Annotated in this window: 21 protein-coding genes, 1 pseudogene and 1 riboswitch; of the genes and pseudogenes, 9 read left to right on the top strand and 13 right to left on the bottom strand. The window is 68.2% G+C overall.

The genetic code is table 11. The features are described from left to right. The 5 genes and pseudogenes from CXQ96_RS15750 to CXQ96_RS15730 form a co-directional block, all read left to right on the top strand. Positions 1-629, top strand: a pseudogene (locus CXQ96_RS15750) (pyridine nucleotide-disulfide oxidoreductase); the annotation flags it as partial. A 61-nt stretch (positions 630-690) separates the two neighbouring features. Beyond that, entirely contained in the window at positions 691-2043 is a 1353-nt protein-coding gene (locus CXQ96_RS15745; RefSeq protein WP_104118950.1) for a GAF domain-containing protein, read from the top strand. A 130-nt stretch (positions 2044-2173) separates the two neighbouring features. After that, entirely contained in the window at positions 2174-4102 is a 1929-nt protein-coding gene (locus CXQ96_RS18505) for a M23 family metallopeptidase (protein WP_258059157.1), read from the top strand. 183 nt (positions 4103-4285) lie between these two features. Beyond that, positions 4286-5809 carry an aldehyde dehydrogenase family protein gene (locus CXQ96_RS15735; RefSeq protein WP_104118949.1) on the top strand — a complete coding sequence of 508 codons (1524 nt, stop codon included), beginning with the start codon at positions 4286-4288 and terminating at the stop codon, positions 5807-5809. A gap of 8 nt (positions 5810-5817) precedes the next feature. Continuing rightward, positions 5818-6246: a DUF779 domain-containing protein gene (locus CXQ96_RS15730; protein ID WP_104118948.1), complete on the top strand. Its 429-nt coding sequence runs from the start codon at positions 5818-5820 to the stop codon at positions 6244-6246. Positions 6247-6312: 66 nt separating this feature from the next. Here CXQ96_RS15730 and CXQ96_RS15725 read toward each other — a convergent pair whose 3' ends face one another. Both CXQ96_RS15725 and CXQ96_RS15720 read right to left on the bottom strand, forming a co-directional pair. Continuing rightward, a complete protein-coding gene (locus tag CXQ96_RS15725) occupies positions 6313-6627 on the bottom strand; it encodes a helix-turn-helix transcriptional regulator (RefSeq protein ID WP_104118947.1) in 315 nt (104 codons plus the stop codon). Continuing rightward, positions 6627-7544 carry a cation diffusion facilitator family transporter gene (locus CXQ96_RS15720; RefSeq protein ID WP_104118946.1) on the bottom strand — a complete coding sequence of 306 codons (918 nt, stop codon included), beginning with the start codon at positions 7542-7544 and terminating at the stop codon, positions 6627-6629. Before CXQ96_RS15720 ends, CXQ96_RS15725 begins: the two co-directional genes overlap by 1 nt. A 318-nt stretch (positions 7545-7862) precedes the next feature. On the opposite strand from CXQ96_RS15720, the gene CXQ96_RS15710 reads away from it, so the two are divergent. After that, positions 7863-8525, top strand: a complete 663-nt coding sequence (locus CXQ96_RS15710; protein ID WP_146070909.1) for a TetR/AcrR family transcriptional regulator — start codon at positions 7863-7865, stop codon at positions 8523-8525. Between the two features lie 33 nt (positions 8526-8558). Continuing rightward, the gene (locus tag CXQ96_RS15705; protein ID WP_104118943.1) at positions 8559-11102 is read left to right on the top strand and encodes an MMPL family transporter; all 2544 of its coding nucleotides are present in this window, start codon (positions 8559-8561) and stop codon (positions 11100-11102) included. A gap of 53 nt (positions 11103-11155) precedes the next feature. Here the strand turns inward: CXQ96_RS15705 and CXQ96_RS15700 are convergent, their stop codons facing one another. The 11 genes from CXQ96_RS15700 to CXQ96_RS15650 form a co-directional block, all read right to left on the bottom strand. Further along, positions 11156-11551, bottom strand: coding sequence for a hypothetical protein (locus tag CXQ96_RS15700; protein ID WP_104118942.1), 396 nt, complete (start codon positions 11549-11551; stop codon positions 11156-11158). Between the two features lie 56 nt (positions 11552-11607). Beyond that, on the bottom strand, positions 11608-12264 hold the full coding sequence (locus CXQ96_RS15695; RefSeq protein ID WP_104118941.1) for a YitT family protein: 657 nt from the start codon (positions 12262-12264) through the stop codon (positions 11608-11610). Positions 12265-12366: 102 nt separating this feature from the next. Further along, positions 12367-13377, bottom strand: coding sequence for an adenosine deaminase (locus tag CXQ96_RS15690; RefSeq protein WP_104118940.1), 1011 nt, complete (start codon positions 13375-13377; stop codon positions 12367-12369). Between the two features lie 80 nt (positions 13378-13457). Further along, complete coding sequence (locus CXQ96_RS15685; RefSeq protein ID WP_104118939.1) at positions 13458-14846, bottom strand: NtaA/DmoA family FMN-dependent monooxygenase; 1389 nt, start codon at positions 14844-14846, stop codon at positions 13458-13460. After that, the gene (locus tag CXQ96_RS15680; protein ID WP_104118938.1) at positions 14846-16144 is read right to left on the bottom strand and encodes an acyl-CoA dehydrogenase family protein; all 1299 of its coding nucleotides are present in this window, start codon (positions 16142-16144) and stop codon (positions 14846-14848) included. The genes CXQ96_RS15685 and CXQ96_RS15680 overlap by 1 nt, the downstream gene beginning before the upstream one ends. Positions 16145-16154: 10 nt before the next feature. After that, a complete protein-coding gene (locus CXQ96_RS15675; RefSeq protein ID WP_104118937.1) occupies positions 16155-17876 on the bottom strand; it encodes an ABC transporter ATP-binding protein in 1722 nt (573 codons plus the stop codon). Positions 17877-17889: 13 nt separating this feature from the next. Further along, complete coding sequence (locus CXQ96_RS15670; RefSeq protein WP_104118936.1) at positions 17890-18825, bottom strand: ABC transporter permease; 936 nt, start codon at positions 18823-18825, stop codon at positions 17890-17892. A 27-nt stretch (positions 18826-18852) separates the two neighbouring features. Beyond that, entirely contained in the window at positions 18853-19812 is a 960-nt protein-coding gene (locus tag CXQ96_RS15665; RefSeq protein ID WP_104118935.1) for an ABC transporter permease, read from the bottom strand. A 5-nt stretch (positions 19813-19817) separates the two neighbouring features. Then, entirely contained in the window at positions 19818-21488 is a 1671-nt protein-coding gene (locus CXQ96_RS15660) for an ABC transporter substrate-binding protein (RefSeq protein ID WP_104118934.1), read from the bottom strand. Positions 21489-21587: 99 nt separating this feature from the next. Next, positions 21588-21677, bottom strand: a riboswitch (SAM riboswitch). A gap of 185 nt (positions 21678-21862) precedes the next feature. Beyond that, positions 21863-23350 (bottom strand): catalase, encoded by a 1488-nt coding sequence (locus CXQ96_RS15655; RefSeq protein WP_104118933.1) that lies wholly within the window; start codon positions 23348-23350, stop codon positions 21863-21865. Positions 23351-23389: 39 nt separating this feature from the next. Further along, the gene (locus CXQ96_RS15650; RefSeq protein WP_104118932.1) at positions 23390-23851 is read right to left on the bottom strand and encodes a Fur family transcriptional regulator; all 462 of its coding nucleotides are present in this window, start codon (positions 23849-23851) and stop codon (positions 23390-23392) included. Positions 23852-23942: 91 nt separating this feature from the next. On the opposite strand from CXQ96_RS15650, the gene CXQ96_RS15645 reads away from it, so the two are divergent. Continuing rightward, positions 23943-24653, top strand: a complete 711-nt coding sequence (locus tag CXQ96_RS15645; protein ID WP_104118931.1) for a triacylglycerol lipase — start codon at positions 23943-23945, stop codon at positions 24651-24653. Between the two features lie 408 nt (positions 24654-25061). Beyond that, positions 25062-25499, top strand: coding sequence for a hypothetical protein (locus CXQ96_RS18140; RefSeq protein WP_146070908.1), 438 nt, complete (start codon positions 25062-25064; stop codon positions 25497-25499). Positions 25500-25661: the final 162 nt, after the last annotated feature.

The raw sequence follows: 25661 nt of genomic DNA, 5'->3' as shown, positions 1-25661 counted from the left end.
AGGACGAGCCGACGGGAGCCTCACGCCGGCTGCACCTGCACTTCCTGCACTCGCCCGTGGAGATCTACGACTCACCGGAGACACCCGGCAAGGTCGCCGGCATGAAGTTCGAGCGCACCGAGCTGACGGGTGACGGCAATGTCCGGGGAACCGGCGAGTTCATCGACTACCCCGTCCAGGCCGTGTACCGGGCCATCGGCTACTTCGGGTCCGAACTGCCCGAGGTGGGTTTCGACGACAAGCGCGGTGTCATCCCGAACGAGGGAGGCCGCGTCATCGACGAGGACGGGAGCCCGGTACCGGGTATCTACGCCACGGGGTGGATCAAGCGCGGGCCGGTGGGCCTCATCGGGCACACCAAGGGCGATGCGCTCGAGACCATCGGGTTCCTGCTCGAGGACCGACTGAACCTGCCGCCGGCGGAGGACCCTTCCGAGGACGCCATCATCAACCTCCTCGAAGAGCGCGGCGTCCGCTACACGACCTGGGAAGGGTGGCTGAAGCTGGACGCCCATGAGATGAAGCTCGGATCGAACTTCGTCAACACCTCGGGCAACGCGGAACTGGTCCGTGAGCGCGTCAAACTGGTTCCCCGTGAGGACATGGTGGCAATTTCCCGAGGTGAGTAGTCCCGCTACACTGTGACCTGTCCCACGCTTCTGGTGGGGCAGGTCACGAAGCGGAGTGCCGATGTTGCCGTCCCGTTCGATTCCCCTAGCCGAGCTGTCCTCCGACGTGGTGCAGCGGAAGGCCGTTGCCGCTCATGAGGCCCTGGGTCAGGGTGCCAGTGTCGACGGGAAGTTGCGCGGCGTCGTCCATGATTCCTGGCTCCGCTCGCTCGCGTTCTTGCCCGATCCGTCGTCGGCGCGGGCGCGGTTGTTCTGCTCCGAGGAAGAGTTGGAGTCCTACCGCCAGGCGCATCCGCTCGCGGCTGTCATGCCTGTCATCGATCGGCTGCTCGTGCAGCCGAGCCTCGAGTCCGGGATGCTGGTCGCGGTCGGCGATGAGAACGGCCGGCTTCTGTGGGTCGATGGCGACCGTGACCTGCGCGGGCGGGCGGAAGGCATGCTGTTCGTGGCAGGGGCCGACTGGTCCGAAGCTTCCGTCGGAACGAGCGCACCGGGCACCGCGCTGGCGCTGCAGCGCAGCGTGCAGATCGCGGGAGCCGAACACTTCAGTCCACAGGTCCATCCGTGGAGCTGCACCGCGGTGCCGCTTCACGACCCCGACTCGGGAACCGTCCTGGGCGTCATTGACATCACCGGTACCGCGGACGCGGTCGCGACCCACACACTGTCCCTCGTCCAAGCAGCGGTGGCCGCAGCGGAAGCGCAACTGAGTATCCACCGGCTCCGGAGCCGCCTGCCTGCAGCGGGGCGCACGCGATCCCCCCGCACGCGGGCCAGCCTGTACCGGAACAGTCTCCAGATCCTCGGCACCGACCACGGCATCGTTCACGCCGGGGGCTCGTCCCTGGAGCTGAGCCTGCGCCATGCGGAACTGCTCACACTGCTGGCGCTGCATCCGGAGGGCCTGACGGCGGACCAGCTCGCGGGCATGGCGTACTCGGGCGACGCATCGGTGACGACCATCAGGGCCGAGATGCTCAGGCTTCGCAGGGTGCTGGTGGGGCACGGTGACACGATCGTGCCCCAGTCGCGCCCGTACCGGCTCCCGGCGGAGCTCGTCGTGGATGCCGTCCAGGTCCTCAACTACCTCCACCGAGGAGCGCACCGCATGGCGCTGGGTATCTATCGGGGGCCCGTCCTCCCCCGGTCGCAGGCGCCGGCTATCGCACGGCTTCGGGTGGAGGTTTCAGCTCTCCTTCGGGACGCCGTCCTGAACGACGGCGCCGCCGACACCGTGCTGCAGTACCTTGCGCTCGCCGAAGCCGAGTACGACACCGAGGCGTGGCAGCTCGCTCTCCGGGTCCTGCCCCCGCGCTCGCCACGCCGTGCTGCCGTCGTCGCTCATGCCGAATGGCTCGAGGGGGAACTCTCGACGCCGTCATCGCCGGGTTCGCGTGCTCCTCACGCCCGTTAGCAAAATGCAATAAACCGTCGCGGTGGCATAGTGATCGGTCTACCGTTGTTCACGACGGTCGAACGTCCTGAGGGCACTGCTGCCCGACGATCCGACCCACCGGATGCAGCACTCTTCAAGGGGACTTCTCGTGGCGCAGGCTGGACTCCACCTAGGCGGGCCGAAGGTGCAGGGGCGCATCCTCGGGCCTTCGCGCCTGAGGATGAACGCGAGCCTCGCGATGGTGGTGTGCCTGATCGGTTTCCACGGAGTCGCACCGCAGTGTTGGAATCCTGAGTCCGTCTCCTCCGGTCACGCCGATGGCGCCGGTTCGTTGTCTGCGCGGGGAGACGCGCTCGTGCCCACCGGCACCGTGGGCCCGTCGCTCCTGGTGCCATCGGGTGCCCTCGACGCGCTTGACGCGACGGCTCCTGGGCGCCGCGCGTCCGCCCGGGAAACAGGCAAGGATGGCGCCGCGATCTCTGCTGCTGCGGCCAGCACGACCCGGCGGCCTCCGGCGGGTACCTTGTTCGCACCCTTCGACGCCCTCACTCCCACGTCGTCCTTCGGGCTACGGACCAGCCCCATCACCGGCGAGGCCGGTGAGTTCCACACGGGCCAGGACTATGCCGCACCGTGCGGTACGCCGGTCTTCGCGGCCGACGCCGGCACTGTCCGTGCCGTCGGATGGCATCTGTGGGGCGGTGGGAACCGCGTCGAGGTGGATCACGGCAACGGTCTGATCACGAGTTACAACCACCTGCAGCGCATCTCCGTCGGCGTGGGCGAGTCCGTCGATGGCGGGGACCCGATCGCCGAGGTGGGAACGAGCGGTTCGTCGACCGGCTGCCACCTGCATTTCGAGACGATCCTGGACGGCGAGCACGTCGACCCCCTGCGGTGGAAGCTGATAACTGCGGAGCACGGCGAGCGAACGGGCGAACTGAGGGACTACACCCCTGGTGCCTCGAGTGGGGGAGACGTTCCAGCGTGGGCGCAGTCCTCGACCCGGTCCGCTGCGTCGGCGCAGGCCGAGGAGCCCGACGTGCCTCCGCGGGTGTCGGACCTGCCCGACGAGCTGGACGTCCCCGAGAAGCCCAGCGGCGACGGGATCGCGACTGCTCCCGTTCCGTCGCCACCCGCGCCCGCTGGGACGCCGGGTGTCACGCCACCGCCGTCGACGACGCCGGGAGTGGCGGAGGCTCCTCAGCCACCTGCGCCGGGTGCAGTTCCGCCGGAAGCGCCGGCTCCGCCGCCTCTTGTGCCCGGTACTACTCGGCCGCCCCCGCCGGCCGATACGCCGTCGACGACGCCCGACGTGACGCATGCTCCGCCGCCTTCGCCGGAAGCGCCACTTCCGCCGACCCAGGCGCCACCTCATGCGCCCGGTGAGCCGCCGGCCCCGCCGACCGCTACGTCACCTTCACCGGAAGCTCCGATGACTCCGGGCCCGGAGTCCTCCTGCGGCACCGACGCGACAGCTGGGGACACGGCTGCGGACACGGCTTCGGGCACGGCTTCGGGTACGGCTTCGGGCACGGCTGCGGATGCGGCTGCGGAGGCGGAGACCGATACTGACGCGACCGCTTCGACGACGCCTGGGCCCGGCGATCCGGCAGCCCTGACTCCGGCCCCGCCATCACCCGAAGACGGAGAACATGCGCCCGCAGTGCCGGGTGTGCCCGCCGAAGCTCCGCAGCAGCAGGTCGTGTCGGTGCCGCCGCCCGCGCCGAGCGCGTTGCCGACCGACACCGGGCCCGGAGCGGCGTCGAACGGCGCCGCTGGGCGCCCTTCCACGGTGCCGGCCGCGGATTTCGCACCGGGCAATGACGTCGACCCAGCGAATGCTGCACCGGCCAACGACGTCGACGCAGCGAACACACCCTGCGGCGACCCGGAGGATCTGAACGGCCCGGACGACCCGGACGACTGGGAGGACCCGGACGAGCCCGGGGATGCCGATCCAGGGGCTGACGGTCCGGCGGCCCCCGGATCGGCACCAGCACCGGAATCGGGATCCCAGCAGGAGGGGGCGCCGTCGCCCGGAGAACCGGCGGTTCTCCCTCGCGAGCAGGGCTGAGCGTAGGGCATCCTGATCGGCGTCCCTCAGGGCCTCCATCGGTACACGTCGCCGTGACCGTGACCTGAGCAGGCCCGGCCCGGTGCTGCTGCTGCCGTGCAACGTCGGTGCAACCCCCGGCCTCCTACGCTGTGGACCAGGGACGACGACGTCCCGGTCCCGAGGAGTGCAAGGAGTTCGACGATGACCGTTTACGCCCAGCCCGGCCAGGATGGATCGAAGATCAGTTTCAAGCCGCGATACGAGAACTGGATCGGCGGCGAGTGGGCTCCGCCGATCAAGGGGCAGTATTTCGAGAACATCTCGCCGGTGACAGGGAAGCCCTTCTGCGAGGTTGCCCGGGGCACGGCCGAGGACATCGAACTCGCCCTCGACGCCGCCCACAAGGCCGCCCCCGCCTGGGGCAGGACGTCCGTTGCCGAGAGGGCCTCAGTGCTGAACCGCATCGCGGACCGCATGGAGGAGAACCTCGAGATGCTCGCGGTCGCGGAGACGTGGGACAACGGCAAGCCCGTCCGGGAGACGCTCGCTGCGGACATGCCCCTCGCGATCGACCACTTCCGCTACTTCGCCAGTGCCATCCGCGCCCAGGAAGGCCACCTCTCCCAACTCGACGAGGACATGACGGCCTACCACTACCACGAGCCCCTCGGCGTCGTGGGGCAGATCATCCCGTGGAACTTCCCGATCCTCATGGCCACCTGGAAGCTCGCCCCGGCCATCGCCGCGGGCAACGCCGTCGTGCTGAAGCCGGCGGAGCAGACGCCGTCGTCGATCCTCGTGCTCATGGAGCTGATCAGCGACATCCTGCCCGCGGGCGTCGTGAACGTCGTCAACGGTTTCGGTGTGGAGGCAGGCAAGCCGCTCGCGTCCAGCAAGCGCATCCGCAAGATCGCGTTCACCGGCGAGACGACCACGGGCCGCCTGATCAGCCAGTACGCGAGCCAGAACCTGATCCCCGTCACCCTCGAGCTCGGCGGCAAGAGCCCGAACATCTTCTTCTCGGATGTCGCCGACAGCAACGACGCGTTCTACGACAAGGCGCTCGAGGGTTTCGCGTTGTTCGCGCTCAACCAGGGCGAGGTGTGCACGTGCCCGTCACGCGCCCTCGTGCAGGGCTCCATCTACGACTCGTTCATGGCGGATGCGATCGCGCGCGTGGACAAGATGGTGCAGGGCAATCCGCTGGACACCGACACGCAGGTCGGCGCGCAGGCGTCCAACGACCAGCTCGAGAAGATCCTGTCCTACATGGACATCGGCACGCAGGAGGGCGCCAAGGTCCTGATCGGCGGCGAGCGCAACATGCTCGACGGCGACCTCGCCGAGGGCTACTACGTGAAGCCCACGGTGTTCGAGGGCACCAACAACATGCGGGTCTTCCAGGAGGAGATCTTCGGTCCGGTCGTATCGGTGACCCGGTTCGACGACTACGCCGAAGCCATGGAGATCGCGAACGACACCCTCTATGGGCTCGGGGCTGGTGTCTGGTCGAGGAACGGCAACGTCGCCTACCGCGCCGGACGCGAGATCCAGGCGGGCCGCGTCTGGGTGAACAACTACCACGCCTATCCCGCGGGAGCGGCGTTCGGTGGGTACAAGTCCTCCGGCATCGGCCGCGAGAACCACGCCATGATGCTCGACCACTACCAGCAGACCAAGAACCTCCTGGTCAGCTACTCGGAATCCAAGCTCGGATTCTTCTAGGAGATGCCATGACGGTCGAGGCCTCGGTGACGATCCCGGGGGAGACGACGTCCCGCGTGGCACTCACGACGGGCGCGGTGGAGCTCCTGGACACGCTGTGGCTCATCCATGGGCCCCTGATGTTCCACCAGTCCGGGGGGTGCTGCGACGGGTCGTCGCCGATGTGCTATCCGGCGGGTGAGTTCATCACGGCCGAGGCGGACGTGCTGCTCGGCGTCCTGGACATCACGGCCGGCGCCCAGGGTCGCGAGGACGCGGCAACGGCAACGAACGACGACGGTCCCCGCCTGATCGAGTTCTGGATGTCGCGCGAGCAGTTCGAATACTGGCGGCACACCCACCTGACCATCGACGTCGTTCCAGGGCGGGGGAGCGGGTTCTCCGTCGAGGCGCCCGAAGGGAAGCGGTTCCTCATCCGGTCCCGGCTGATGGGATAGCCGGACCACGAGGGGGCCCGGCAGGCACAGCGCCTCCCGGGCCCTTCGTCGTGCGGGGAGCAAGGATCAAGCGTGGTCGTGGTGCTCCGGATCGACGGCGAGGACGATCCCGAGCAGGTCCGTGAGCGCGTGACCGAGCTTCGGGTCGACGAGTTCGTACCGGGAGCGCCGGCCCTCGGGCACGGACACCACGAGTCCGCAGCCGCGCAGGCATGAGAGGTGGTTGGACAGGCTCTGGCGGCTGACGCCCAGAAGCAGCGCCAGGTCGCTCGGGTACGCCGGCGCGTCCCGGAGCGCCACCAGGATGCGGACGCGCGTCGGGTCGGAGAGCGCCGTGCCCACGCGTTCGAGGACGGAGGTCGAGGTCAGGGTCTCGAGCATCAGTGAGTCAGCTCCGTCTCGTGGGGTACGTGCCCCAGCGGCTCGATCTGGAAGGTGCAGTGATCGATGCCGACCTCGAAGTGCTGGCCGACGCATTCCTGGAGCTGGTCGAGGACGGCGTGGGCCGATCCGTCCCGGTAGCACTCGTCATCGACGACGATGTGCGCCGTGAGCACCGGCAGTCCGGTTGCAATCTGGCTGATGTGCAGATCGTGGACATCCCGGACCTGTGGCAGCCGGGCGATGTGGGCGCGTACCTCCTCGAGATCGATCCCGATGGGGGTGGACTCCAGGAGTACATCGATGGTCTCTCGCAGCAGCATCAGCGTCCGCGGGATGATGAGGGCGCCGATGAGCAGGGCGACGACGGCGTCGGCCCGCATCCACCCGGTCAGCGTGATGATCACGGCAGCGGTGATGACGGCCACGGATCCCAGTGCGTCGTTGAGCACTTCGAGGAAGGCTGCGCGGAGGTTGAAACTCGCCGTCCGGTGCCGTGCGAGGAGCCAGAGTGCGGCGAGGTTGCCCGCGAGACCGATCGCCCCGAAGACGATCAGTTCGGGCGCAGCCACCTCCTCGGGCGTGATCAGGCGCCGCACTCCCTCGACGAGCACGTACGCCCCGACGGCGAGGAGGAATGCCGCCTGCAGGAGCGCCGCGATGACTTCTGCGCGGCGGAATCCCCAGGAACGCCGGGCGGTGGCGGGACGACCGGCCAGGGTCGCTGCACCTAGTGCCACGGCGAGGCCGGCGGCGTCGGTCAGCACATGCACCGAGTCGAAGAGCAGCGCCAGGCTGCCCGTCCACAGCGACCCCACGATCTGGAGGACGAAGACACCGAGCGTGATCGCGAGTGCGCCGGCCAGAGGCCGTCGATTCGCCTCGTCGGGCCGAGCGTGGTGGTGGTGCGATTCCATGCATCGATAGTACAGCCGCGGGTGAACAGCGGTGGTGCCATAGCCCGGAAGGGGTCGGAGCGCTACGGCATCACCTCCGGGCAGGCGTTCATCATGCTGGAGCAGGTCTCCTCGCAGATCAACGCCAAGCTCCTCGCCGTCGCCGAACAGCTCGCGACAACCGGCAGCCTTCCCGTTCGCGCCCGGGGGGGTGCTGCCTCCGCTGCCCGCGGTGGCCCTCGGTCAACTTCCAGGGGAGGAGCGGTGACCAGGTGTTGCTCGAAGGCGTCCATGACCCCTTTGTTGCACAGCGTGCAAGTTTCGCTCTAGGCTTGGACCGTGCTGAGTACAACCGACAACGTGGAGCCGATGGGTCGCCGCGAGCAGAACAAGATCGATACGCGCCGTGCCATCGCGGACGCCGCCTTCGACCTTGCACGATCCGTCGGCCCGGGCGCCTTCACGGTCGATCAGATCGCCGAACGCGCCGGCGTATCGCGCCGCACGTTCTTCAACTACTTCCACAGCGCGGAAGACGCGCTGACGGTGCGGGTCGACGGGTTTCTCGACCTGGCGATCGAGGTGTTCGGCAAGCTCCCGCAGGACGAGCCGTTGTTCGACTCGATCATCTCCGCCTTCATCGAGACCACCCGGATGGAGGGGCTGTCGCAGCACGGCGAACTCTTCCGGATGGCCGCAGTGAATCCGGAACTGCTGCGCGCCCAGCTGCACTCCTGGGAGCGCGCCGAAGTGCGCATCGTGGAAGCGCTCCGCAGTCGCCTCGGCTCCGGGGCATCGGATCTGTACCTGAACTCGCTCGTCGGCTGCGTCCTCTCCTGCACCAAGGCTGCGATGCGCGACTGGGCATCCGACACCCCCACCTCCGGCGACGACTCCGGCGCCGACCTGGAGGCCCGCATCCTCGCGGTCCTGACGATGCTGCGGGACGGCTTCGCCGATCCGGGCGTCGGTTCGATGGGCCGTCCCCGGTCCTCCTCCTGATTCCCTCACTACCACTCCCGCTAGGACTTTCCCATGGCTTTCTTGCTCTACCGGCTCGGCTCGTTCGCGTTTCGGAGGCGGTGGTGGGTCATCTCCGCATGGCTCGCGATCATGCTCGCCGTCGGAGGCGCAGCCGTCGCCTTCTCCGGCACCCTGACCAACAACTTCACCATCCCCGGTACTGAATCGCAGCGCATCTCGGACCGCCTCCGGGAGGAACTGCCGGAAGCTGTCGGCGGCACGGGAACGGTGGTGTTCACCACGGACGACGGCGCACCGTTCTCCGGGGAGCAGCGCGAGGGCGTGCAGTCGGCGCTCGCGGACATCGCGGAGCTCGACGGCGTCCGCGGCGTCGTCGATCCTTTCGACGTCGCAGACCAGGTCGCATCCGGCGCGCAGGAGCTCGACTCAGGACGTGCCGAGCTCCAGGCCAGCGAGCAGCAGCTCGTGGCCGGTGAGGAGCAGCTCGCGCAGGGCCAGGCCCAGCTCGACGAGCAGCGGTCGCAGTTCGAGCAGGCGCGCGGACAGTTGCCGCCGGACCAGGCTGCGGCCACCGAGCAGCAGCTCGCCCAGGGGCAGGCGCAACTCGATGCCAGCCGGACCGAACTCGAGTCCGGGCGGGAGCAGCTCGAGTCCGGGAGGACAGAGCTCGAGCTAGCCCAGCGGCAGCTCGAGGCCACCTCGGGAGTGGAGCTCCTCTCCGAGGACGGCACGGCCGCCGTCGCCAGTGTGCAGTTCGAGCAGCAGATCAACGGAGTGTCCCCCGAACTGCGCGCAGCGGTCCAGGAGGCTGCCGCCGAGGCTGGATCAGCCGGAGTGGGCGTCGACTACAGCAAGGAGATCGTCGAGGACGTGTCCGGCATCGTCGGTGCCACGGAGGCCATCGGTCTGGCCGTCGCCGCCGTCGTCCTGATCCTGATGCTGGGCACGCTGATAGCCGCCGGTCTGCCGCTGCTCATGGCCGTAGTGGGCGTAGGAGTCGGGGTCGGGATCACCTTCGCCCTCTCGGGCATCATCGAGATGAACAGCATCTCGCCGGTCCTCGCCCTGATGCTCGGTCTCGCTGTAGGGATCGACTACTCGCTGTTCATCGTCAATCGCCACCGCACGCAGCTGCTGCACGGCATGGACCTGCAGGAGTCCATCGCCAAGGCCACGGGAACGGCGGGAAACGCTGTGCTGTTCGCCGGAATCACGGTGATCGTGGCCCTTGCGGCACTCGCAGTCCCGGGGCTGCCGTTCCTGACGGTCATGGGTCTCTCCGCGGCAGGTACGGTCGCCGTCTCGGTCATCGTCGCCCTGACCCTCACTCCCGCCCTGCTCGCGGTGTTCGGGCGGCGCATCATCTCGAAGCGCCGCTGGGCGAAGGCGCAGGACCACGACGGCACGGCGGTCGACGTCGCGGGCTCCGGCTCCTCAGCGTCGGACGAACAGGCCGCGAGAGGCGCGGGCTGGGGCGGCATCGCCACCCGGAAACCGATCCTGACGGTCCTCGCCGGCATCGTCGTCCTCGGTGTCATCGCCATCCCTGCTGCACAGTTGCGCGTCGGGCTGCCGGACGGTGGTACCGAGCCTGCCGACTCGACGGCGTTCCAGGCGTACAGCACCATCGGCGAGAAGTTCGGGGCCGGCACGAACGGGCCACTGATCGTGGTCGGGTCGATGCCTGAGACGGCCGACGAGGCCGAGCTCACGGCGCTCAGGCTGGACGTCAACGACCTCCTGCGCGAGGTGCCCGACGTCGCAGCATCCGTCCCCGCCGCAGTCAGCGAGGACGGACGAACCGCGATCTTCCAGGTGATCCCGGAGGAGGGCCCGGCCAGCGTGACCACCGAGAAGCTCGTCCGCGACCTCCGCGAAGCGACGACCGGGTTCGAGGACCAGACCGGCGTCGCGATCTCCGTGACCGGACAGACCGCTGCGAACATCGACGTGTCCGCGAAGCTGATGGAGGCCCTGCCGGTCTACCTCGGGATCGTCGTCGGGCTGTCGCTGATCCTGCTGCTGCTGGTCTTCCGCTCGATCCTGGTTCCCGTCATCGCGACCGCCGGGTTCCTGCTGTCACTGCTCGCGAGCTTCGGCGCGACGGTCGCCATCTACCAGTGGGGCTGGATGGGAGGCTTCTTCGGTGTCACCAATCCCGGGCCCATCCTGAGCTTCCTGCCGATCATCCTGATCGGGGTGCTCTTCGGGCTCGCCATGGATTACCAGATGTTCCTCGTCTCGGGCATGCGCGAGGCGTACGTCCACGGCGACGATCCGAAGGCTGCCGTCCGCATCGGCTTCAGCCATGGCGCCCGGGTGGTCACCGCGGCGGCGATCATCATGGTGTCCGTGTTCGCCGGGTTCGTGTTCTCGCACCTCGCGATGGTGCGTCCGATCGGGTTCGGGCTCGCCTTCGGTGTCCTGCTGGATGCCTTCGTGGTCCGTATGACGCTGGTGCCGGCCGCGATGTACCTGCTGGGGGAGCGCGCGTGGTGGCTGCCGGCCTGGCTCGAGCGCATCCTGCCCGATGTCGACGTCGAAGGCGCGAAGCTGTTGCGCGAGGACAAGGAGCGCGAGACCGTCCTGGTGTAACTTCCCGCGCCTGCTGCGGTCACTCCGCAGCAGGCGCGGAATGGGGCTCGCGGTCACCGGGCGCCCGGACCCGGAGCACCGAGGGTCGGCTGGCGAAGAAGCCAGTCCCGCGCCGGGCCCTCCCGCTCGAAGTACTCCACCGGGTACGGCGGGTGGTAGACCTCGACGTACAGCTCGATTAACGGCTGGTCAAGGATCGATGGGCCCACCAGGGCGACAGCGGACAACGGTGCGCGCTTCGCGAAGTACGCCAGGGCGTCCTGGCTGAGGGACGTCATGCCGTTGAGGAACATCAGCAGGTGGACGCGGTGTCCGGGACGGTGGAGTTGGACCTCGGCCGTCAGCGAGGCACCGTCCGAATCCCTCAGGACGATGGCCGGCGCCCATTGCACAAGGACAAGACCGTGCTGCTCAGGCACAACGGCGAAGCGTGCTCCGGTACCCTCCATGAGTCCCCCGATCCTTGGACGAGTCTAGATTCGCCGGGGTCGCTTCGGAAGGGCAGCTAGGCGCCGAGGTAGCGCCCAGGCCGATGGTTGAGGGCCAGCACCAGGTTCAGCAGGACAGCCCCTGCTGCGGACAACAGGACTGCGGCCGGCTCGACGACGGCGAAGGCGGCGAGGACGATCGCCGTATCGAGAGCCATCTGCACGTAGCCTGCGCGCCAGTTGAGGCGTTCCTGCAGGATGAGCGCGAGGATGTTGAACCCGCCGAGGCTCGCCTTGTGCCGGAAGAGGATCAGCAGCCCGACGCCGGCCAGCAGGTTCCCGCCGAGGGCCGCGTAGAGCGGATCGAGCGTCAGTTTGCCCAGGGCCAGCGGGTGGAGGTAGGACAAGCCCGAGACGAGGGCGACGGCGGCCATCGTCCGCAGCGTGAAATCCCAGCCCTTCTTCCAGACGGCCAGCGCGAAGAACGGCACGTTGACGGCGAAGAACAGGACGCTGAAGGGGAGATCGCCCACGTAGCTCAGGAGCAGGGCGAGGCCGGCCGTTCCTCCGGTGACGGCACCGCTGGCCTTCAGCAGGAACAGTCCGAGGGAGACCGTGAAGGTGCCCGTGATGATGCCGAGGATGTCCTCCAGCGCCGAGTGCTTCACGATCGGAACGGCTTCCTCGGTCTCGACGGTTTCCTCGATGTCCGGCCGGGCGGCTGCAATCCTCATGGCCGCAAAGTATCACCGGCCCGCATGATCCCAGCCACGATGTACCGGGGATGTGAAGGAAACCACACCGCAGGGGCAGGGGGACGGCCCGACCAGGAAGGGTCAGCTGACGCCGGACTGCCGGACGGCAACCAGCCAGGAGTCGACCTCGGCCAGGAGTGCCGTCCGTCGATCATCCTGCAGGAAGGCGGAACGGAAGGAGTTCGCGGCAAGCATCGCGAGGGCATCGGGACCGAGACCGAACACCGCTTCGAGGGCCTGGACGTTGTCGTCTAGGTAGCCCCCGAAGTAGGCGGGATCATCCGAGTTGACGGACACGTTCAGACCGCGGGCTAGCATCTGCGGCAGGGGATGATCGGCAAGGGTGTCGACGGCGCGGAGCCGCACGTTCGAGAGCGGGCACACCGTCAGCGGGACGCGGTCTGCGACCAGCCGCTCGACGAGCGCGTCGTCCTCCAGGCACCGGATACCGTGGTCGATCCGGTCGACGCGCAGGATGTCGAGCGCTTCCCGGATGTAGGCGGGCGGCCCCTCCTCCCCGGCGTGAGCGACGCACTTCAGTCCAGCGTTCCGGGCGAGATCGTACACCTCGGTGAAGAGCGACGGCGGGTAGCCGACCTCCGCCGAATCGAGCCCGATCCCGATGATCGGAGCGTCTATGGCGATCAGTTCCCGCAGCACCCCGAGGGCCTCCGCGGCGGGGCGGTCGCGAAGGAACGCGGCGATGAGCGCCGTGCTGATGCCGAACTCCGCCTCACTGGTCGCGAGCGCCGCGGCCACGCCGTTGACGCAGGTCTCGAGCGCGACGCCGCGGGCGAGGTGCGCCTGCGGATCCATCATGATCTCGGCGTGACGGACCCCCGCCGCCGAGGCGCGCCGCAGGTACGCCCGCGTCATGTCCTCGAAGTCCTGCTCGGTCCGTAGTACGGTCATCCCCGCGTAGTACAGGTCGAGGAACGACTGCAGGTCGGAGAACGCGTACCGGGCCGCGAGGTCGGCCGCGTCCGCGTAGGGCAGCGAGATCCCGTTGCGCCCGGCGAGCTCGAAGATGAGGTGCGGCTCCAGCGTCCCTTCGATGTGCAGGTGCAGTTCGGCGCAGGGCAGTGGCAGCATCCGTCCAGCCTAGGAGAGCGCAGGCCGGCGTGGCGAACCGGCGCGAAACGAGTTCGAACCGGTCCGCCACAGGACGGCGATCAGGGGACCGCTACCTCCGAGAAGGCACCGCGGTAGCCGGCCGCGGGGTGGCGCGGGGGCAGTTGGGGCCCCTCTCCGAACAGCTTCTCCCGCAGGGTACCGGGTCGGTATTCGGTCTGGGCCAGCCCGCGCCTGCGCAGTTCGGGCAGGACGCCGTCGATGAAGTCGTCGTAGGAGCCGGGCAGGATCTGGTTGATGATGTTGATCCCGTCGATCCCGGCATCCTGCCACGTCTCGAGCTGGTCGACGATCTGTTCCGGGGTTCCCGCGATCTGCTGGTTGTAGGCGCGGTACCTCGCCAGGTCGGCGATGGTGGGGTTGCCGCCCGGGACCGAGGCGAAGACCGACTCCAGGACTCCCCGGGCGCCGTCCGTGCGTAGATCGCCGAGCGTGGTGTCGAGCGGCAGGCCGCCGAGGTCGACGCCGATGCCGCCGCCGATGTGCGCCACGATCATGTCGAGGTCCAGGTATTCGTCGAAGTCGGCCTGCTTCGCCTTCACTTCGGCCTCGGTGGACCCGACGACGAAGGACAGTCCCGCGAAGAACTTGATGTCCTGGTCGCGGCGTCCCAGCTGGCGCGCGGTGGCGCGCACAGCGGAGGTCACCTTCTCCGCGTAGCCGACGTTCGGAGCGAAGAGGAAGGCCGCTTCGGCGTTCGCTGCTGCGAAGTGCTGCCCGCGGCCCGAGGAGCCGGCCTGGAAGAGGAGCGGGGTGCGCTGCGGCGACGGGGCCACGAGGTGCGGGCCCTCGACGGCGTACCGGGCACCGCTGTGGTTGATCTTGTGGACCTTCGTCGGGTCCGCGTGGCGACCCGTGCGCTTGTCCTGGAGGAGTGCGCCGTCGTCCCACGAGCCCTCCCACAGCTTGTAGCAGACCTCGAGGTACTCGTCGGCCCAGTCGTAGCGGCTGTCGTGCTCGAGGAGCCCGTCGTTGCCGAAGTTGCGGAACGAGTTCTCCAGGACGCTCGTGACGATGTTCCATGCCACGCGCCCGTTGCTCAGGTGATCCAGGGTGGACAGCTGTCGCGCGAACTGGAACGGATGGGACTGGACGACGGAACTGGTCAGCGCCAACCCGAGGTGCTCGGTCGAGGCCGCCAGCGCGGACTGGAGGATCAGCGGATCAGCAGCCGGGAACTGCATGCCCCGCTCCACGTGGGAGTCCCAGCCACCGCCGTGGTTCCCGTACAGGCCGACGACGTCGGCGAGGAACAGGGCATCGAACTTCGCGTCCTCGAGGCGCCGGGCGAGGTCCGTCCACAGGCCGAGCTCGTTGGAGCGGTGCTGCTGTGCCTCGGGATGACGCCACTGCCCGCCGAGGATGTGGCTGGTGGTGTTCATCGCGAATGCGCTGAGGAGCAGCCGGGGCCGCTCGGAGAAGACTGACATCAGGGGGTACCTCCGGTTGTGGACGACTGCGGGACTGTGGCTTCACCGATGCTGTTGAGGCCGATCGGGATCGTCCCGTTGATGAAGTAGTCACCGACGGAGCGAGCCTTGAAGAGGGCGGGATTGTGCGTCGCGACGGTCCTGGCGTTGCGCCAGTGGCGGTCCAGCGCCTTACCCCTGCTGACGGCCGAGGCTCCGGTCACGTCGAAGAGCTCCCCGGTGGCCGCGAGCACCAGCGGGGGCACGGCGACGTGGGCCTGCTGGACGGCGAGTTCGGCGCGGAGGAACGAATCCTCGGAAGACAGGGCCAGGAGGGGATCGACGGCGGCATCGAGATCCCGTGCAGCAGCGGTCACGATCGCTTCTGCCGCGTAGACCTTCGAGGCGAGGAGTCCCACGTGTTCCTGGATCTGGGGGTCGTCGCGGAACAACCCGCCGGAGCCCGTGTTGAAGGTCCGGGTCCGAGCGCCGACGAGGTTGCGGGTGTCACGGAGCGCGGCGCGCCCGATCCCCGCCAGGACAGCCAGCAGGAAGAGCTGGAAGAACGCAGGTTCGAGCGTGCTCGTCACCTTCCTCTGGAGGATGTCCCCGGCGTGCACGGGCACCCTGTCGAAGAGCGCGGTCCCCGTGCCGGTCAGCGACTGGCCGAATCCGTCCCAGTCGTCGACGATGGTGACCCGCGGATCGTCGGCTTTCACGAGGGCGTACTGGCGACCGTCCACGCCTTCCGTGCTCGCCATCACGACCACCCAGTCAGCGAAGATGCTGCCGGTGGTGTAGTACTTCTCACCGGTCAGGAACCACTGCCCGTCCTCCTGGCGGAGCCGCGTCCGGGTTGTACCCAGCGCGTTTCCACCACGCTCCGTGGCCGCGTTGCCGAAGATCTGCCCCGCGGCGATGCGTGGGAACCATCGCTCCTGGAATTCGGCGGGCTGCAGGGCGACGGTCTCGACGAAGGAGAAGTGGGACCGGAGCAGGTGGGAGACGTTGGAGTCCGCCTCGGCCAGTTCGATCAGCAGCCGGAAGAGGTGCTCATGGCTCACCGGGTCGCCGCCGAAGCGTGCCGGCACGCGAAGGGTCGTGAATCCTGCTTTCCTCAGCCACTCCACCTGGTCGAAGGGCAGGATACGGTTCGCCTCGCGGTCCAGCGTCCCCTCGGAGATACGGTCGAAGACGGGCCGGAAGCGGGCAGCCAGTTCCGCATACCGGGCCTCGCCGGTCACCGGGACCGTTCGTGGGTCGTCGGGGTCGGTGCTGCCGGTCGCCTGGCGGGGCGGTGTGTTTGCCGTAGCGGTCATGGAGGTGTCCTTAGCGGGAGGAGGAGAGGGCAGCTGTGCTGCGGGAATCGGTCAGTGCGCGCAGTCGGTGGCCGGGGTTGGAGTCGAGGAGCAGGCGGGTGTACTCGCTGGCAGGGTTGCCGAAGACGTCAGCCGTCGGGCCCGTCTCGACGAGTTGGCCCCGGCGCATGACGCCGACCGTCGTCGAGATCCGTTCCACGACGTGCAGATCGTGCGAGATGAAGAGGTAGGTCAGTCCGAGGTCCTGCTGCAGATCCTCGAGGAGGCGGAGGATCTGCGCCTGGGTGAGCACGTCGAGGGCTGAGAGCGCCTCGTCGAGCACCAGCGTTCGTGCGCCCAGCGCGAGCGCCCGCGCTATCGCCACGCGTTGGCGCTGCCCGCCCGAGAGTTCGAGGGGGCGTTTGCCGGCGAGGCCGGGAGCGAGGCCCACCTGCTCGAGGAGGTCGGCCACGCGTCCGTCCCGCTCCACGCGGGTGCCGATCCGGTAGTTCAGGAGCGGCTCACCGACGATCTTCCTGACCGGCAGCCGGGGGTCGAGGGCCGAGTCGGGATTCTGGTAGACCAGTTGCAGGCTCCGCCACAGCTCCCTCTTCTGGTCGCCGGAGACCGAGGTGACATCTTCCCCCTGAATGAGTACCTGCCCCGCCGTGGGGTCCAGGAGCCGGAGGATCATGCGCGCGGTCGTCGACTTGCCCGACCCCGACTCCCCCACGAGGGAGAAGGTCGTGCCCTGGGCGATGCCGAAGGACACGCCGTCGACCGCCCGGTGGTGCTCACCGGCCCTGTCGAAGTCCCGGGTGAGCCCCCGTACCTCGATAGCGGGTGTCGCGCCGGGTCCTGCCACGGAGACCAATCGGGCCTCGGCACGGGGGTGCGGCGAGGCCTCCTCGAGCAGCCTCGCGGTGTACTCGTCCTCGGGCTCGGCGAGGATGTCGGCGACGGGGCGGTCCTCGACGATACGTCCCCGACGCATGACGACGATCCGCACGGCGTGGTCCGTGGCGACCGCGAGATCGTGGGTCACGAAGACCACGGCCGTGCCGAACTCCCTGGCGAGGCGTTCGAAGACGTCCAGAACCCTTGCCTGGACGGTGACGTCCAGGGCGGAGGTCGGCTCGTCGGCGATCAGCAGTTCGGGCTGCAGGCTGAAGGCGATCGCGATGAGGACACGCTGCTTGAGGCCGCCCGACAATTCGTGGGGGTACTGCTTCAGCCGTTCCTCGGGACGGTCGATCCCGACGAGGTCGAGCAGCCGGATGACGTCGGCCCGGACCGATCGGCGGGAGCGGCGCGGGCCATCGCGGTGCAGCCGGAAGACCTCTGCCAGTTGTGAGCCGATGGTCCGGACCGGATCGAGGGAGGCGCCGGGGTCCTGGGGCACCAGCCCTATCCGGACGCCCCGGATCTTCTCGAGGTCCTTCTCCCGGGCGTCGGTCAGGTTGGTGTCGCCCAGGACGATCGAGCCGGCGGTCCGTCGAGCCGCCGCCGGGAGCAGGCCGATGATCGACTTCGCGAGGGTCGACTTGCCCGATCCTGATTCGCCGACGAGCGCGACGATCTCGCCGCGGCGGAGGGCTAGATCCACGCCGTCGACCGCGGTCCTGGCTGCGTCGCCCTGGCCGTACTCGATCCTCAGCCCGCGCACGTCGAGCAGCAATTCGTCCGGAACGTGCGGTACCCGGTCAGGGGCCGTTTCCGTACGGGGGCGGGTGGGTGCTTCTCGGGTGTTCACGGTGTGCTCCTGGCTAGATCCGGAAGGTTTTCAACAGCTGCCGCCCGAGGGCAGCCAGCAGGATGACGGTCGCCACGATGACCACGCCCGGCAACGACGTCAGCCACCACGCGCTGCCGAGGTACTGGCGTCCTTCCGCGATCAGCAGTCCCCACTCCGGAGTGGGTGGTGGGGCGCCGAATCCGAGGAAGCCCAGTCCGGAGATCGCGAGGATGGCCGCCCCGAGGTCGACGGCGAGCAGCGCCAGGACCGGTCCACTGGCGTTCGGGAGGATATGGCGGAGCACCACCGACCAGTAGGTGCCGCCATTAAGGAAGGACGCCTCGACGAAGTCGAGGTTCCGGACACGCAGGACCTCCGATCGGACGACGCGTGCGAACGACGCCACCGAGGCGATGCCGACACCGACCCCGAGGGACACGGGCCCGGGAGCGAAAGCCGTGACGATCACGAGGGAGATCAGGAAGCCGGGTACGGCGAGCAGCACGTCGACGAGTCGCATGGAGACGGCGTCCGCCGCACGTCCTGCGGTCGCCGCCACCAGCCCGACCACCGAGCCCACGACCAGCCCGATCAGGACGGCGAGCCCTGCGGTCAGGAGTGTCTGCCGCGTTCCGTGCACCACGCGGGCGAAGACGTCGCGGCCGAGATGATCCGTACCGAAGAGGTGGGTGGCATTCGGCGCCTGGAAGTTCTCGCTCGGGGTGCCGTCGAGGGGCGAGTACGTGGTGAACCAGTCGGGGACGAGCGCCCAGGCTGCGATCACGGTCAGGGGCAGGGCCAGGACCCACAGGGAAGGATTGCGGAGCACCCTGCGACGGCGCCGTGCGGCTGGGTGCGCGAGGCCGACGTCGTCGATCGCCGCGTACGACGCGTCGGGACCGACCGGCGTCGCCGGTGCTGCTGCGGCCGGAAGGACCGGGAGCTGGGAATTCCTGGTGACGGGCATGGAGATACCTCGATCGTGTCTGGGTCGTCAGGCGGCGAGGGCCCGTGCGGACCCCTGGCGGTTGCTCTTGAGGATGCGCGGATCGAGCAGGGGATACAGCAGGTCGACCACCAGGTTGACGACCACGAAAACCGTCGCGGTCAGGAGCACGAGCCCCTGGACCAGGGGGACGTCCTGGGTCGTGACGGCCTGGAGGACCACCGAGCCGAGACCGGAGCGGGCGAACACGGTCTCCGTGATGACGGACCCGGCGAGGAGTGTCCCCACCGTGATACCGGTGATCGTCAGGGCCGGCCCTGCCGCGTTCTTGAGCGCGTGGCGGAAGAAGATCCATGACCGCGAGGCGCCCTTGGCCCTCAGGACGTCGATGAACGGTTGCTCGTAGACATGGGCCATGCTCTTGAGCAGTACCTGGGCCATCGGGGCCGAGACGACGACGGCGAGGACCAGGACGGGAACGGCCAGCGACAGGAAGGAGCCGTCCGGAAACAGCGACATCACACCCCAGCGGATGGAGAGCAGTTCCAGCAGGACCAACCCGAGCCAGAACACCGGTACCGCGGAGAACAGGGGAGGCAGGTTGACGAGGAACCGACGGGCGGCGCCCGATCGGGTGAGGGTGGCGGCGGCGACCAGCAGGACCGCGATGAGTACTGCGGAGACGAAGGCGGAGCCTGCCAGCACCATCGTCGATCCGGCGACACCACTGATCCTGTCACTCACTGATTCGCCCGACGCCAGCGAGTAGCCGAAGTCGCCCGAGAAGAGTCCCAGCAGCTGGTGCACGTACTGCACCGGCAGGGGCTGGTCGTAGCCGTACTGGCTCTTCATCGTGTCGATCGCGGCCTGGTCGACCGCCGAGTCGACGGTCAGGAAGATCGTCACGGGGTCGCTGGGCAGGAGCTGCACGGCGAGGAAGACGAAGGTGTAGGCGAGCCACACCACCAGCAGTGCCTGCCCGATCCGTTGCGCGAGGTAGCGTGCCACCAGCGCTAGCCGCCCGTCTTCCAGGCGCCCTGGAACACAGGTGCCGTGCCGGAGGTGAACTCGACGTGCGTTCCGCTGTGCGCACCGTATACCTGGACCTCGTCCCACAGCACGAGCGAGTAGGCCTTGTCCAGGACCAGTGCCTGCTGTTCCTCGGCCAGCAGGGCGTCCCGCTCCGGACCCGGAGCGGCAGCGCGCTCAGCGGCGAAGATCGCATTGAGCTCCGGATCGCTGGTGTGCGTCATGGTGTTGTTGGCGGGCTCGAAGATCGGGCCGAGGCCCCCGTAGATGAACTGGCGGGTTCCGAAGAACTCCACGTTCGGATCGGGCATGGCCGTGGCGAGGAAGGTGTTGTCACCGGCGCGGTTGTTGAGCTTGACCCCGATCTCGCGCCACTGCTGCTCGATGAGTTCGAAGGCGGGCTTGATCACCACGGAGTTGTTGGAGCTCGTGACGGTGACCTCCAGTTTCACGCCGCCCTTCGCCCGGATGCCGTCCGCTCCGACCTTCCAGCCGGCGGCGTCGAGCAGCTTCCGGGCTTCCTCCGGCTGGTACTCGAGCTCGTCGGACAGGTCGGTGAAACCCGGGGCCTTGTGGTTCAGAACCGAGGCGGCGAGCTCGTAGCTGTCGGACAGGACGGTGTCCTTGATGCTCTGCCGGTCGATGCCGATCTGCAGGGCTCGGCGCACCTCCTCATCGGCGAGTTTCCCGCTGCCGATCCGGACCGCAGCCATGTTCGCCGTGAGGTCCACGCCCTCGGCCGGGAGCACCTGGTTCCCGCTCCCCGCGAGCGTCTTCTCGTCCAGGGGCTGGAGGCCCCGCACCAGGTCCACCTGCCCGGATTGCACGGCGCCGGCGCGGTGGGCTACCTCGGGCAGGTATTTGACGACGACCTTGTCGAGGTACGCATCCCCCTGGTTGGCGGCGGTCTCCGGTGCCCAGGCATACTCCGCGCGCTTGGCGAGCACGACTTCCTCGTCCGGCTTCTCGGACTCGAAGACGAAGGGACCGGAGCCGGAGATTCTGCTGATCGCCGACTGTCCCGCCGCATCCAGCTCCAGTGTTGCCGGCGACACCAGGCCCGCGGTGACGGACGAGGTGGCCCGGAGAAAGTTCGCGTTGGGGGAGGACAGCGTGACCTTCACCTGGTCCTCACCGATCACCTCGGCCGACGCGTACCCGGCGAAGTCCACGTTCGGCTGAATCTGTGCGGCTTCGATGCCGAGACCCAGCGCGTCGAGGTTCAGCTTGACCGCCTCGGCGTCCAGCGGCGTGCCGTCGCTGAACGTCACGCCCGGGCGGATGGTGAACGTGAACTCGGTCGCCTCCGGGTTGGCGGAGAACTCGGAAGCGATCCAGGGCACCAGTTCGCCCTGCTCGGGATCGAAGTAGGTCAGGCGGTCCAGCACGCTGTTGAGGACGTTCGATTTCTCGTAGAAGCGTGCGGCCTGGGTCTGCCAGTTGTTGATCGGCGTCACCTCCGCGTACACGAGGGTTCCTCCCTCGACGGGCTCTCCCGAGGCAGCGTCCTGCCGAGCAGCGGTGTCCGCCGTCGACCCGCAGGCAGTGAGCGCGAGGGCTGCGATGCCCAGCATCGCCGTCATGCGCAGTGACCGTCGCGTCAGGACGGGGCGGAGTCGGGCTTCGTTGTGGCTGGAAACGGTGCGGGAAGTCATGCCGGTCCTCTCAGTCGTGATCGAGGCTTCCCTATCCGCGCACGCAGGAGGGTTCGGACCGACGAGAGGTCGGTCGTCACCAACGGGGGGATAAGGCTATCTCCATCGGTCCTGGCAGTAGCACCGGCCCCGGCGGGGTGGTTGCTGCGGCTTCAACGAGCCAGGTCTCTCAGCCGCTCTGGATGGTCTTTCAGTCCCGGGGAGCGAACCCGTTGGAGTATGGCGATGTAATCGCAGATCGGTCGGGCGATCAAGACGCGCAGGACTTCCGGCGAAACATTGGGCGATGGTGCGGCTCACAAGGGGGCCGGGACACGGAAAGGGCGGACCCTTGCGGGTCCGCCCTTTCGTTCGTGCAGGGAGCTGGTGGTCGCCTAGTAGAGAGCTGCTTCCGACTCGGTGGCGGGCTCGACGCCGGAACCGAGGTTCGCGGCGAGCTTCGCCCCCAGCTCGGCGTCGACGTTGGCCCAGTACTGGACGGCCCGGGCGCGGATCTCGTCGCTCTTCACGCCGCCGACCGCACCGGTGATGGTCTCGAGGAAGCGGGCACGCTGCGCGTCGTCGAACACCTCGCGGTAGAGCGTCCCGGCCTGACCGAAGTCGTCATCCTCGGCATGCAGGGAGTGCGCCGCGTAGACGAGGTCGCCGTCGTTCTCCCAGCCGCCGTGCGCTCCGTACTGTGCAGGGTCTGCCGCAGGACCGCCCACGGAGTTCGGAGCATAGACGGGGGTCGAGGAGGAGTTGAAGTAGTAGCGTGCCGCGCCGTCCTTCGAGTAGTTGCGCACCTCGTTCTTCGGCATGTTCACGGGCAGCTGGGCGTGGTTGGTGCCCACGCGGTAGCGGTGCGCATCGGCATAGGAGAAGATCCGGGCCTGCAGCATCCGGTCAGGGCTGGCGGCGATGCCGGGCACAAAGTTCGACGGCGCGAACGTCGCCTGCTCGATCTGCGCGAAGTAGTTCTCCGGGTTGCGGTTCAGCGTGAGCTTGCCGACCGGGATCAGGGGGTAGTCGCCCTGCGGCCACACCTTCGTGAGGTCGAACGGGTTGAACCGGTACGTCTTCGCGTCGTCGTACGGCATGATCTGGACCTTGAGGTCCCAGCTCGGGTGGTTGCCCCGGGCGATGTTCTCCGACAGGTCGCGCAGGTGGTGGTCCGCGTCCGAGCCGGCGAGCGCCTCGGCCTCGTCGACCGTCAGGACCTCGTGGCCCTGGTTGGACTTGAAGTGGTACTTGACCCAGAACTTCTCGTTGGACTCGTTGATCCACATGTAGGTGTGCGAGCCGTAGCCGTTCATGGTGCGCCACGAATTCGGCAGGCCGCGGTCGCCCATGAGCCACGTCACCTGGTGTGCGGACTCGGGGCTGAGCGTCCAGAAGTCCCACTGCATGTCGGCGTCGCGCAGGTTCGTGCCGGGGAGGCGCTTCTGCGAGTGGATGAAGTCCGGGAACTTGATGCCGTCGCGGATGAAGAACACAGGGGTGTTGTTGCCCACGAGGTCGTAGTTGCCCTCGGAGGTGTAGAACTTCAGGGCGAAGCCACGCGGGTCGCGCCACGTGTCGGGCGAACCCTGCTCGCCCGCGACGGACGAGAAACGCAGGAGGGTCTCCGTCGTCGCGCCCTTCTGGAACAGCGCGGCGCGGGTGTACATGCTGACGTCCTCGGTGGTCTCGAAGACACCGAACGCACCGCCGCCCTTGGCGTGGACCACGCGCTCGGGGACGCGCTCGCGGTTGAACTGGGCCAGCTTCTCGACGAGGTAGTGGTCGGTCAGCGGGATGGCGCCGTCGCGGCCGAGGACGGACGAGTTGCTGTCGTCGATGACGGGGGCGCCGGACTGCGTGGTGCTGAAGTTCGCGGACATAGTGCTCCTATTCCTAGGGGTTGGGGGATCAGTGGTGGCTCAGGGGGCTGCCGTGCGGCAGTCGTCGCAGAGGCCCTGGTAGAGGACCTCTGCGATCTGGATGGTCATGCGCGAGGCGCCGGGGGACCACTCCGGAGTCAGGCAGGGCGCGTGTCCCACCGCGCAGTCGACGTCCTCGATCCGGCCGCATCCGGTGCAGACGGCGTGGTGGTGGTTGTCGCCCACGCGGGTCTCGTAGCGGGCGGGGGAGTGCGGCGTCTCGATGCGCCGCAGCAGGCCGATGTCGGTGAGGTCGGCGAGGATCACGTAGACGGACTGGACCGTGATGTGGGGCAGTTCCGCGCGAACGGCGGTCGCGGCGTCGTCGGCCGTCGCGTGCGGAAACCGCTCGACGGCGGCGAGGACGGCGAGGCGTTGGCGTGTCACGCGGCGATGATGGGCATGCAGCGCAGCGGACCACTGGGCCTCGCGGGCCTCCGGCGTCCTGGCTGTCTGCGTCATGGCTCCATCAAACCAGTAAATCTGAATTAGTCATAATAGGCGCACCCAACTCGCACACCACGGTGCCGGTGCGGTGGGTACCGTGGGGAGGGTGATCCTCATCAAGCGCGGCTGGGCCTGGCTGCTGGACTACGCCTATGTCGGCTTCTGGCAGGTGCACGGGTTCGTCTTCCGCGACGATCCTGCGCACTACCTGACTCCGCCTCCCGGAAGTCCCGCCGGCAAGGCTCCGGTCCTGCTGATCCCCGGCATCTACGAGACCTGGCAGTTCATGCGGCCCATCGCCGACCACCTCCACCGTGCGGGCCATCCCGTCCATGTGGTGCAGAAGCTGGGCTACAACCGCGGCACCGTGGAGGCCATGGCCCAGCTCGCCGCCGGGTACCTCGAGGAGAACGACCTCACCGACGTGGTCGTCGTCGCGCACAGCAAAGGCGGCCTGATCGGGAAGTTCCTCATGACGATGTCCAGCGTCACCAGGCGGATCACGCGGCTGGTGGCCGTGAACACGCCGTTCTCCGGCTCGATCTACGCGAACTTCTTCCTGTTGCCCAGTATCCGGGCGTTCTCCCCGCACAACAGGACGCTGCGGACCCTGCGCGCCAATCTCGAGCTCAACGGCCACATCACCTCGATCTACGGCCGCTTCGATCCCCACATCCCCGGCGGCAGCTACGTCGAGGGCGCGCGGAACGTCCAGCTCGACACGATGGGTCACTTCCGTCCGATCGCCGACACGCGCGTGCTGCAGGAGATCGACCGCGCCATCGAGGCGGGGGAGCGGGACGCCGCCTCCGGTTGAGACCTCGGGCGGCGATCCGAGCGCCGCACGCTTAGGGTGGAGCGATGACGGTCCGCCTCGACGACGCCCGAGCCATCACTGCCGTGCTCGACGGACTGGACGACGCCGGCGTACGGATGCTTGTCGACACCGCCGAACGCGTAGGCGTCGGAATCGGCGGAACGACCCTGACGGCGCGCGTCGGCGGAGCGGCTGCCTTCGTGAAACAGCTTCCCCTGACGGCTGTCGAGGAAGCGGATCCGACAGCCACGACCAGTCGGCTCCCGCTTCCTTTCATCTCCCACTATGGGATCGGAAGCCCCACCCACGCGGTCGGCCGAGAACTGGCCGCGCATCGGACGACGTCCGAGTGGGTCCGAACGGGAGCAGCGGACTTCTTTCCGCTCCTGCTCGGATGGAGAGTCATCGATGCGAAGTGCCAGGCGGACCTCAGCAAGTTCGACGGCGATGCTCCTCCCCTCCGACGTGCACCCGGGGAACATCCTCGTCCGGGACGGCAGACTCCTCTTCACGGACTTCGGCCTGTCGCTCCACCGGGAGTTCGACCTCACCGTGGAGGAGTCGGAATGCATGCCTGCCCATGACGGCTTCGACCGTGATACTGCCCTGATGCACCTCTTCCACTGGACGTTGTTCGAGCTCGGCCATACCTCCGGTTCGGAGCGCCTGGAGCTTCTGCGCGCTGCCGCCGCGAGCCGAGCCACACCGGCGCTGAACGCCGTCCGAGCGACACTCGGCGACGGAGCCGACCTGATCGCGCAGCATGCGGGTGTGGCCATCTCCATGACCGAAATGTTCGGAGACCTCATGCAGGACGTGACCGCCACGCGGTACCGGCGTCCATGACAGCTCCGGCCCCACCCAACGGTCTCCCGTCCGCAGCCACCCGGTCCGACGGGGAGTAGCGCTACGGGGAGCGGACCCGGTAGATCGAGTCATGTCCGGGTGCACGACGACGACCGTCGGTTCCTTTTCCACCTCGCCAACCGTTGCCGGAGCGAATCATCA

Origin of the sequence: Arthrobacter sp. B1805 (assembly GCF_002929745.1) — a bacterium.
Classification (GTDB): Bacteria; Actinomycetota; Actinomycetes; order Actinomycetales; family Micrococcaceae; genus Arthrobacter_D.
This window is presented reverse-complemented; position numbering and strand designations above follow the sequence as displayed.